The organism is Segatella cerevisiae, from assembly GCF_024054555.1.
Taxonomy (GTDB): domain Bacteria; phylum Bacteroidota; class Bacteroidia; order Bacteroidales; family Bacteroidaceae; genus Prevotella; species Prevotella cerevisiae.
Window position 1 is genome coordinate 24203 of sequence record NZ_JAMXLY010000040.1, and the last position, 9816, is coordinate 34018.

Annotated in this window: 7 protein-coding genes and 1 pseudogene; 3 read left to right on the plus strand and 5 right to left on the minus strand. The window is 42.5% G+C overall.

Translation table 11 applies throughout. The features are described 5' to 3' along the window. The first annotated feature begins 725 nt into the window (after window positions 1-725). Window positions 726-1784: a hypothetical protein gene (locus NG821_RS09880; protein WP_252761501.1), complete on the plus strand. Its 1059-nt coding sequence runs from the start codon at window positions 726-728 to the stop codon at window positions 1782-1784. Between the two features lie 123 nt (window positions 1785-1907). After that, window positions 1908-3965, plus strand: a complete 2058-nt coding sequence (locus NG821_RS09885; protein ID WP_252761502.1) for an outer membrane beta-barrel protein — start codon at window positions 1908-1910, stop codon at window positions 3963-3965. A gap of 192 nt (window positions 3966-4157) precedes the next feature. Here NG821_RS09885 and nadC read toward each other — a convergent pair whose 3' ends face one another. The 5 genes from nadC to NG821_RS09910 all read right to left on the minus strand — a co-directional run bounded on the left by nadC (window position 4158) and on the right by NG821_RS09910 (window position 9558). After that, window positions 4158-5033, minus strand: a complete 876-nt coding sequence (gene nadC / locus NG821_RS09890) for a carboxylating nicotinate-nucleotide diphosphorylase (RefSeq protein ID WP_252761503.1) — start codon at window positions 5031-5033, stop codon at window positions 4158-4160. A 51-nt stretch (window positions 5034-5084) separates the two neighbouring features. Further along, complete coding sequence (gene nadA / locus NG821_RS09895) at window positions 5085-6077, minus strand: quinolinate synthase NadA (protein WP_252761507.1); 993 nt, start codon at window positions 6075-6077, stop codon at window positions 5085-5087. A 41-nt stretch (window positions 6078-6118) separates the two neighbouring features. Beyond that, a complete protein-coding gene (gene nadB / locus NG821_RS09900) occupies window positions 6119-7708 on the minus strand; it encodes an L-aspartate oxidase (protein ID WP_252761504.1) in 1590 nt (529 codons plus the stop codon). Between the two features lie 665 nt (window positions 7709-8373). Further along, window positions 8374-9108, minus strand: coding sequence for an NERD domain-containing protein (locus NG821_RS09905; RefSeq protein WP_252761505.1), 735 nt, complete (start codon window positions 9106-9108; stop codon window positions 8374-8376). 126 nt (window positions 9109-9234) lie between these two features. After that, a complete protein-coding gene (locus tag NG821_RS09910) occupies window positions 9235-9558 on the minus strand; it encodes a helix-turn-helix domain-containing protein (RefSeq protein ID WP_252761506.1) in 324 nt (107 codons plus the stop codon). A gap of 56 nt (window positions 9559-9614) precedes the next feature. On the opposite strand from NG821_RS09910, the pseudogene NG821_RS09915 reads away from it, so the two are divergent. Continuing rightward, window positions 9615-9816 (plus strand): annotated as a pseudogene (locus tag NG821_RS09915) (IS982 family transposase); the annotation flags it as partial.

Sequence of the window (9816 nt, forward strand, 5' to 3'; positions counted from 1 at the left end):
AGTCTGTTTTTGGTATAGTTTCCAAGCCTATATGTGTCTGCCTGAATGCACATACGGGTAGATGATGATGAAAGGACTGGAATTGGTAATTCTCCCGCATTGGGATGTTGTATCTCACAGAGAATATATTACTACAGTTATAAACTTCACTCTTAGTGTAATATCACCGGTGCCATATATCGCATTTTGAATAGGATACAAATATAAGATAATTATCGGATAAAGTGTATCAATCTTCGTGTTTTTATGTTATTTCGTCCTAATAATATAAAATAAAGCCATACGGCAATAGTATTGTCCTTATACATCCGCCATAGTTCTTTTTCTGCTCATATCTGGAGATATATTTTTAAGAATTGCAAGGAAAAGAGGAAGAAAGAGGAATTTATTGCTTAATTTTGTGTTGTCTTATTTAAGAGAATGCCTATTTAATAAGATGGAATAGAAATGATGGTTTTAGATATGAGTTCAAATATTTGAACCTCTTTATTCTATTTGGAGGAAATATAACTTGATCGGTTAGGTTATTATAGAAATTACAAGTTAATACAGAATGTGATTAAGGCTTATAGTAATGGTGGGGGACATCTAAAATAGAATTCAAAAATGATCTAAGAATAGGCTGAATGAGGTTGCAGACAATTCTAAGTTTGCTTAGAATAAGAGCACTTACTTGCAGACAGATGGGTGCAAGGTAGATTATTCAAATTAATAAAATGTAAATTATGGGTAATTCATATAGAAGGAAAGGAGCACAGTTCTTCCAAACTGTAATGCTGAAAGAATCATTGATGACTAATCCTAAAACATCACTGGTCTATATTGCGAAAATATTTGGATGGCACATCAAACAGAGCCTTTCGAAAGAGGAGTTTACGGATCAATTGGCTGAGATGATTTTGGGTAATCCTTCTCATGTGCTGGAGTTCCAGACAGTATACGAACTGCGATTTCTCAAAAAGATCGTGGAGGCCCCGGATAATGAACCCTATCAGGCACAGCTATTACTTTCTCAGCTTTCACTGCACGATATGAAAGTGCTCCAAATCCTAATGCCTAATGATGAGCATTTGAGGTTTGCATGTTATTCCATTGCGAGTGATCTGAAAGAGGCTTTCAAACCGTGGATTGACGTCGTATTACAAAAGAAACTGAATCAAGGGGAGGAACTGTTGGACAGGATAACGATGGGATGCCTCAATCTTTATGGGATCGTAGATATGGACCCGTTGGTAAAAATGATTGCTGCTTGTCGTGGAGTGACTTCTGACAAAAAGGCTATTAAGGATTATCTGTTTGGCAGAAGCCTCTATCATATTCATCAAGTCCTTTTTGATGAAGTTGATGGGACGCAAACTACGGCTTTCTTATCGGTCTTTCTGGATCAGGAGGAGGTAGGCTCGTTAATGCAGGATATGGATGAACATCAGGAAATCCGGGATTATAAATCGTTTCCCGAGGAGGAAGTGGAAGCTTGGGGACAGATGCCTTTTCCTGTACAGGGTCAGTTTGGAGCCGAGAAAGTTTACCAATTCTTGAGGGGTGGGAAACTGTCGGCAGACCAGGCAGAAATACGGGTCAATGTCTTGTGGATGGGAGCACAGTTGAAGAGTTTGCCTCTTTCCGAACATATCTCGACTTTCTTGTATGGTTTAGCGATTAGGAAAGAAACCGAACTTAACCAGATATTGAATATCTTGTCTAATTTCATCAATCATATACCAAGGTGGTTCCTGAAAGGATATTGTCCTTCTGAAGTCTTTAATAAGCATGTTAAACCGTAGGTGCAACCCCTTGGATATTGTAATCACATTCTCCAATTTGTATCGCATGTACAAGGAAGATTGTTTAATGATCTGTCAGAATTTTTTAATACTAACAATGTATTTCTCATAAAAATACGATACGTGGATAAAAAAGCAATACTATTATGGATTACATTAGGATTTACTGCTAACGTTTATGCCCAGCAAGATTCGGTGATGGCAAAAACGCAAGAGTTGTCTGAGGTGGTCATTGAAAGCAAGCGCATCATCCACCATAACAGTTATGACTCCTATGTACCAAGCACACAGCAAAAGGAGCATGCTGCAAATGGCCTTGACTTACTCCATCTTATTAGGTTGCCTCGCATCCGTGTAGATCAGGTGGTCATGTCTGTCAGCAGTATGGGTGATGGCGAGGTACAGATTCGTATTAATAATGTCCCTTCTACTGTGGCAGACTTGCAAGCTCTGACTCCTGACAGAGTGCTGACGGTGGACTATATTACGAGCCCCGGACTGAAATATGGCAAGGGTGTGTCAGCTGTTATCAATATCAAGACAAAGAAAGGTGACGCAGGTGTGGCTTCTGGACTGAATACAATGAATGCTGTCACTACGAACTACAACGATGACAGCGGATGGTTCAAACTCACGAAGAAACAGTCGGAATTTGGTGTGCTCTACAATTTCAAACTGAATAGCAATGAGGATGTCAAGACCAATGGGCGGCAGAAATTTGTGAGTGCTGACAATAGCGTAAAGAACATCACAAGAGATGGAAAGTATAACGACAGCCGTTTCGTCAGCAATGATGTTACGCTGTCTTATAATGTCACGAATGACAAGAGTCGTGTGTTTGACATGAAACTGTCAACGAACTGGAACCGTTTCCCTGACAGATTTCTCACGGAGAATGTTTCAGAAAATGGCAACTCGTATGAAATGACAACATTCAACAAGAACAACGAGAAGCGTCCGATGCTCAAACTGTATTATGCGGATGCCATAGGAAAGAACGACACTTACTCGGCATATTTGACTACGGCATATGTGAGAAGTAACTATGAACGAAGTGTGGAGACACCTGTGCTGAAAAGTCCATACGATGTTAAAGGCGATAAGTATAGCATTCTCGGAGAGGTGGATTTTACCCATAGTTTTGAGAAAGCAGGTGAACTGAGTGCCGGCTATCAGCAAACTGGCGAGTTTACGAAGAATCAGTATCATGCAGCAGAGTCACTGATAGCCTCTCTGCATAACGACTCACAATATCTGTTTGCTGAATACAGTGGAGGGTTTGGCAAGTTTGGACTGACGGCTGGCGCTGGTGTATGCCGTGATTATTTCAACGGAGGCAGTGGCAAATATACATTCTGGTCATTCCGTCCCAGTATGAATGCAAGCTACAACATAAACGACAAGATGACCTTGACCTATAAATACGAGAGTGAGACCTCGGTGCCTAGTCTTGCCCAACTGACCAGTTTCTCCAAACTCGACGATGCCTATGAACTGGTAGTAGGAAATCCCGACCTGAAGCCGTACAATACAGATTTCAACGAGATAAAACTCAACTATGATTTAGGTAAGACCTACTTCTCTTTGGTCTTTGACTACGACTATTCTCACGATATGATTTGCGATGCTCCTGTAACATTAGACAATGGCATCTACAAATATTCTTATTGGAACGAAGCCAACAGGCATCATTTCAATCTCAGTCTTTATGCAGAACAGTATCTTTTTGGCAAGAAACTCTTTATCTACGCCATGCCGTACATGGTACGCGACATCATGACCGGAGGGTTGAGACACACGAATACTTGTTGGAGTGTTAAGACAGGTAGTAGTGTATATCTGGGCAAGTTCAACGTGGATTTTGACTATGATTCTTCTTCTGAGGATTTGAGCGGAGAGACATTGGTGCATCATTTCGGAAGCACAACCCTCAGTGTAGGCTACAAGCGTAAGACGCTTTCGGTGAAATGTGGTGTGAAGAATATCTTCAACAGTACAGGTACAGGAAACCGTGTGGACTATCTTTCAGACATTGCTTCTTCTCGCAAGGAAATGCACAATCATGCTTTTGGCAATATGGTGTATCTCTCATTGTCATGGAATATAAGTTCAGGAAAGAGACATGCACAAAAGGCTGTGAAATCTGCTGATGCAAATATTGATACCGGAATCATAAAATAACTGGAAGACAATTTTAGATGGTTTTTCTTATTTGCAAGCGATACGACTTCCTGCAATGCGGACTCGCTTGTTTGCGAATTATAGGTTTTAGATTAATTATAACTACCATAAATAAATATTCTAAATAGTACCGCCGTGGTCGATGCAAGGTCAAACCACGGCGGTCCAAAGTACGTTCAAAAATGCAGGTTTTTATCTGATGATGAGTTTGTCACTGCCTGCTGCCTTAAAACTCATATCTAATCCTGTGACACTATGGGTAAGTGCGCCAAAGGAAATAAAGTCTACGCCAGCTTTAGCGTAGGGTATCATGTTGTCAAAGGTGATACCCCCGCTTGATTCCGTTTCGCAACGTCCTGCTACACGCTCGACGGCCTTGCGCGTTTCCTCCGGTGTGAAGTTGTCGAACATGATACGGTCACATCCCTCGGCAAGGGCTTCATCAAGTTCTTTGAAGTTGCGTACTTCACACTCTATTTTCAAGTTTTTCTGTTTGGCCTTACAATACGCTTTGGCCCGTGATATGGCATTGTGCACACCCCCACAAAAGTCGATATGGTTGTCTTTGATCAAAATCATGTCGAAAAGACCTATACGATGGTTCATCCCTCCACCTATCTTGACGGCCTCCTTCTCAAGCATACGCATTCCGGGAGTGGTCTTGCGCGTGTCGAGTACCCGTGTCTTCGTTCCGGCGTCAATAAGGGCTTGCTGATAACGGTGGGTCATGGTCGCTATGCCACTCATGCGTTGCAAGATGTTGAGCATGAGCCGTTCTGTCTGAAGCAAACTCTGTTCTCGGCCTTTTACGCTCATGACGATATCACCAGGTTTCACATGCGTTCCATCTTGGATGTATATCTTTATGTCCAACTCAGGGTCAAAGCGGTGTAAAACTTTCTTGGCGATCTCGATGCCGGCAAAAATACCCTCTTGTTTAATGAGCAGTTTACTTTCCCCCATGGCATCGGCAGGAATGCAGCAAAGAGTGGTATGGTCACCGTCGCCGATGTCCTCGCTAAAAGCCAAGTCAATCAACTTGTCATTAAGTTCGTCTACTGATAGCATATTTATGTTGTTGAATAGTGATTTAAGTTATGATTGATATATCCTCATACGTTACAGTCCGAGCCGCTTGGATATTTCGAGCATTTTATTGATGGGGCGAACGGCTTTTTGGGCAATTTGGTCGTTGACTTCGATGACCGGCCATTCATATTTCAGGCAGTTGTATACCTTTTTCAGTGAAATCAGTTTCATGAAGTTACATTCGTTGCATGAGCAGGTACTGTCGTCGGGTGGGGCAGGGATGAACAATTTGTTGGGAGCTAACTTCTGCATCTTATGGAGGATGCCACTCTCGGTGGCGATGATAAACTCCTGAGCCTTGTCCTTGATGCTGAATTTAAGCAAGGCGGACGTGCTGCCTACTTTGTCAGCCAGTTTTAAAATAGGACCTTTGCACTCCGGATGGGCCAGTATTTTTGCATTGGGATACTCCTCTTTGAGTTTGAGGATCTTCTCTACGGAGAACTTCTCGTGCACATGACAGGCACCGTGCCAAAGTAACATATTACGACCGGTAAGACTATTGATGTAGGCGCCGAGATTTTCGTCCGGACCAAAGATGATCGGTGTATCTTGGGGGAACGATTCCACGATCTGGCGGGCATTGCTGCTGGTTACGACCACGTCGGTCAAAGCCTTGACGGCGGCTGATGTATTGACATAACTGATGACCGTATGCCCGGGGTGGGCATCGACAAACTTTTTGAAATCATCTGCCGGACAACTTTCGGCCAGTGAGCAAGAAGCATTGAGGTCGGGAATGAGGATGGTCTTCTTCGGGCATAGTATCTTATTGGTCTCACCCATGAAATGAACACCGCACATGACGATGATGTCAGCATCTGTTTTGGCAGCCTGTTGTGCCAATGCCAGACTGTCGCCTACAAAATCGGCGATGTCCTGTACCTCACCGTCTGTATAATAGTGAGCCATGATGATGGCATTTTTTTCTTTGCACATCCGGCGGATTTCCTTTTTGATGTCTATATCCTTGGGAATGTCTTCATCAACGAAACCCTTCTTCAGCCATTTTTCTTCAGTCATTTTCATGTTAATGTTTCTCTTTTTAGATATCTCTTACATTATCATTTCTTGTCATAGGCGTGTTTAGGGTAGTCTATCGTGTAGTGTAGTCCACGACTTTCTTTGCGCTCAATAGCTTGACGTGTGATCAGGTAGCCTACGTTAATCATATTGCGCAGTTCGCAGATGTCTCGGGTAGGTTTCACACGCTTGAAGAGTTCTTCCGTCTCTTCATACAATAGGTCAAGCCGCTTCCATGCCCGATGCAGGCGTAAGTTGCTGCGCACGATACCCACATAGTTGGACATAATCTGACCTACTTCTCTTTCATCTTGTGCAATGAGCACTTTTTCCTCATTACTCATCGTCCCCTCATCGTTCCATTCCGGAACCTTGTCGTTAAAAGTGTAATTATCGATCGTCTTGATCGCGTGCTCTGCGGCAGACTTTGCATAGACCACAGCCTCTATCAGCGAGTTGCTGGCCAGACGGTTGCCGCCATGCAGTCCTGTGCAAGAACATTCCCCTACGGCATAAAGTCTTTTGATGGAACTCTCGCCGTTGAGATCGACCTTGATACCTCCGCACATGTAGTGAGCGCTAGGGCACACGGGAATATAGTCTTTCGTGATATCAATGCCTATAGTCAGACACTTGGCATAAATATTCGGAAATTGTTTTTTGGTTTCTTCAGCATCCTTGTGAGTCACATCGAGACAAACGTGGTTGAGTCCATGGATTTTCATTTCCCGGTCGATGGCCCTTGCCACAATGTCACGAGGGGCTAAGGACAGGCGTTTATCATACTTCTGCATAAATTCCTCACCGTTGGGCAACCGCAATATGCCGCCATAGCCGCGCAGAGCTTCCGTGATGAGAAAGGCCGGATGAGTTTCTTTTGGGTTATAGAGGACCGTAGGGTGAAACTGAACGAACTCCATGTCTTTTACAGTGCCTTTAGCCCGGTAAACCATAGCGATGCCGTCACCCGTTGCGATATTGGGATTGGAAGTTGTGGCATATACGGCACCTGTACCACCAGTAGCCATGAGAGTGACGCGACTTAAGAAAGTGTCTATTTTCTGTGTGTCCGGATTTAAAATATATGCGCCATAGCATTCTATATTTGGCGTTTTGCGCGTCACCTCAATACCCAGATGGTGTTGGGTAATAATTTCTACAGCGTAATGGTTCTCGAAAATGGTAATGTTTTTGTTTGCTTTGACGGCAGCCATCAGACCGCGTTGTATCTCGAAACCGGTATCATCGGCATGGTGTAAAATACGGAATTCACTATGTCCTCCCTCTCGATGTAAATCAAAGGAGCCGTCTTCTTTTTTATCGAAGTTTACTCCCCACTGCAACAAGTCGTTGATGGCCGCCGGCGCATTGCGTACCACATGTTCTACAGCCTTTCTATCTGAGATGAAATCTCCGGCAATCATCGTATCTTCTATGTGCTTGTCGAAGTTGTCCACTTTGAGATTGGTTACAGACGCAATGCCCCCTTGAGCTTTTGACGTATTAGTTTCGTCGAGCGTGGTTTTGCACACTAGGGCAACTTTACCTTTACCGCTGTTAGCTACTTTCAGTGCATAGCTCATACCGGCAACGCCACTGCCGATAATGAGAAAGTCAAATTTGTAAATCATGAAGTGTTATATTTATGTCTTAGTCCGGTGCAAAGATAATAAAAAGATTTATAAAGCTTTCCATATTATTTCAATTTATGGAAATATAGAGCAAAAGTAAAAGGTTGGGTATCATTCGACTTACTATTTGATAATGAAAGAAGTCTGATGAGGCTTGCTCTGTAAATCTGATTTGAGGAAGATTAAAAAGGATGCCTCAGTTTGGGATAAGATTTAAGATAGTACAGGACCTTTTCCCATGACATTCGTTCCTCCTCTGGGTTCAATCTGATCCAGATACGCTTTTGCCTTAATGTCTTATCTGTATTTTTCATGGTAGTAATTGCTATGTAGTAGTCGTTATTCATGGGAGTTGCGACCGATGAAGTCCCCAACTCTGCTGGCAAATGCACCCGTCAGGACTTCTGTCCGCACATGGGTACAATTTGCGTTGGTAATTGCTGTAGTTGCTTGTCGCTCTCGCGACCTCAGATGATGTGATTTGTCTTGGAAGAAGCCAATTACTTGCCTTTTGTCTGTAATTGTCGATGTTAAAGAAATACGTATTTGTAGCAAGCTAGTACATGGCTCATACCTTGTGTGTCGACTCGTACTTGTGCGGACAAAGATAGCTTATCTTCAAGAGATTAGCTGCTAAAGGGAAGTTGTAAAAGTTAAAATGACCTTTATACATTATGCGTGAATTTACATCGAGGGTAGTTTGAGCAACCATAAAACCGCCCATGTCTCCCATTACGCACCATCAATGTTCCTCCACACCAAGGGCATTTGCCCTGCTCCATGGCAATTTCATAATGGTGTTTACCGCTATAAACATAGTCAAGATGTAAATCTTCCGCTATATCGCCAATATACCTTCTTTCGTTTATAAGTTGAACGATTTGTTCTACATGCTCAGTAGAAACTTGCTTAATAATATAGTCTTTGATTATAGAGTTTACTTTTAATATATGTGTGACGTATGCCTCCTCCGATTCAACAAATAGGCTTGTCTTGCTTGAAAATGCAATAATCGAAATATAGGATATGCCCCCAAATTGGTAAAGCAATTTTCGCAATGCTCTGACGTGTGTCTCATTTTGTTTCACAGGGTTATAGAATTTGTACTTTTTGCCATAGATATTCTGCGTCCACTGTTTGTAGTAGTCCTTACCAAATATCCATCCCTTATAGTTTTTGGTTTCTATTACAAATATGCCATATGGAGATACTACAACATGGTCTATCTGTGCCATGCTTTCGCCATTAGAAATAATGACATTGTTGAGCACGACATACTCTTTCGGCAATAGCTTCAACAGTACAGCCATCTTCTCTTCTCCAATTTTGCCTTTGGAGGAATTGAACCAAAATACAAATGCGAATAGTAGTATGCCAACAAGTAGGGTTGTGAAAGCCATAAGTAATGTGTTATTGGGTACAAAGATAGTCAAAATTTCCCTTTAGAAAATTGGGCGCATACTCAAATACGGTACGTTTGCACCGGCTATCCCATGTGAGGCGGCCGACCTCTTTGCCCCAAATCGTTACCTTGATATTATTGTCCATGTCTTACTCTTTTTGGCTTCTTCCTTGGCCAGTGCGTATGGAGAGATAGGCATCTCTGGCAAGATCCCCTCTATCCCATCGGCAAAGTCGATAGCTTTTAATAGAGCAATGAAGTTGCCCATGGTGATGTTATACGAATAGCCCAGCTCAAACCGACGTATGGTGAGCAGGCTCACACCTGATTTTTCCGCAACCTCCTTCTGCGTCATACGCGATGCGATGCGGTATTCCTTAAACCTACGACCCAATGCTTGCACGATCTGTGAGGTCGGAGTTTCTGCTATGTTATCAAGTTCTTTCATTCGCCCATAAAGATACATATATTACCCGTTGGCGGAATTAAATTCATTAAATAATGATGTATAAAAAGTTGCGCATATCGCTGATTTTTAGTAAATTAGTAGTGTCAAAACTGTTAATTTCAAATCATCGATATGCACAACCTATATACAAAGTTCGTCAAAATCCTTGGGATATGCAAACAATTTTCGAATAATCTCGTAAATGAACAAGGTAACATACCCCGTCGTGGTCCAGTCCCTAAATTCTCAGATTTGGAG

Coding starts and splice junctions, on each gene's coding strand:
- NG821_RS09880 (WP_252761501.1), top strand. CDS start 726: ATGGGTAATTCATATAGAAGGAAAGGAGCACAGTTCTTCCAAACTGTA.
- nadC (WP_252761503.1), bottom strand. CDS start 5,033: ATGCTATCAGTAGACGAACTTAATGACAAGTTGATTGACTTGGCTTTT.
- nadA (WP_252761507.1), bottom strand. CDS start 6,077: ATGACTGAAGAAAAATGGCTGAAGAAGGGTTTCGTTGATGAAGACATT.
- nadB (WP_252761504.1), bottom strand. CDS start 7,708: ATGATTTACAAATTTGACTTTCTCATTATCGGCAGTGGCGTTGCCGGT.
- NG821_RS09905 (WP_252761505.1), bottom strand. CDS start 9,108: ATGGCTTTCACAACCCTACTTGTTGGCATACTACTATTCGCATTTGTA.
- NG821_RS09910 (WP_252761506.1), bottom strand. CDS start 9,558: ATGAAAGAACTTGATAACATAGCAGAAACTCCGACCTCACAGATCGTG.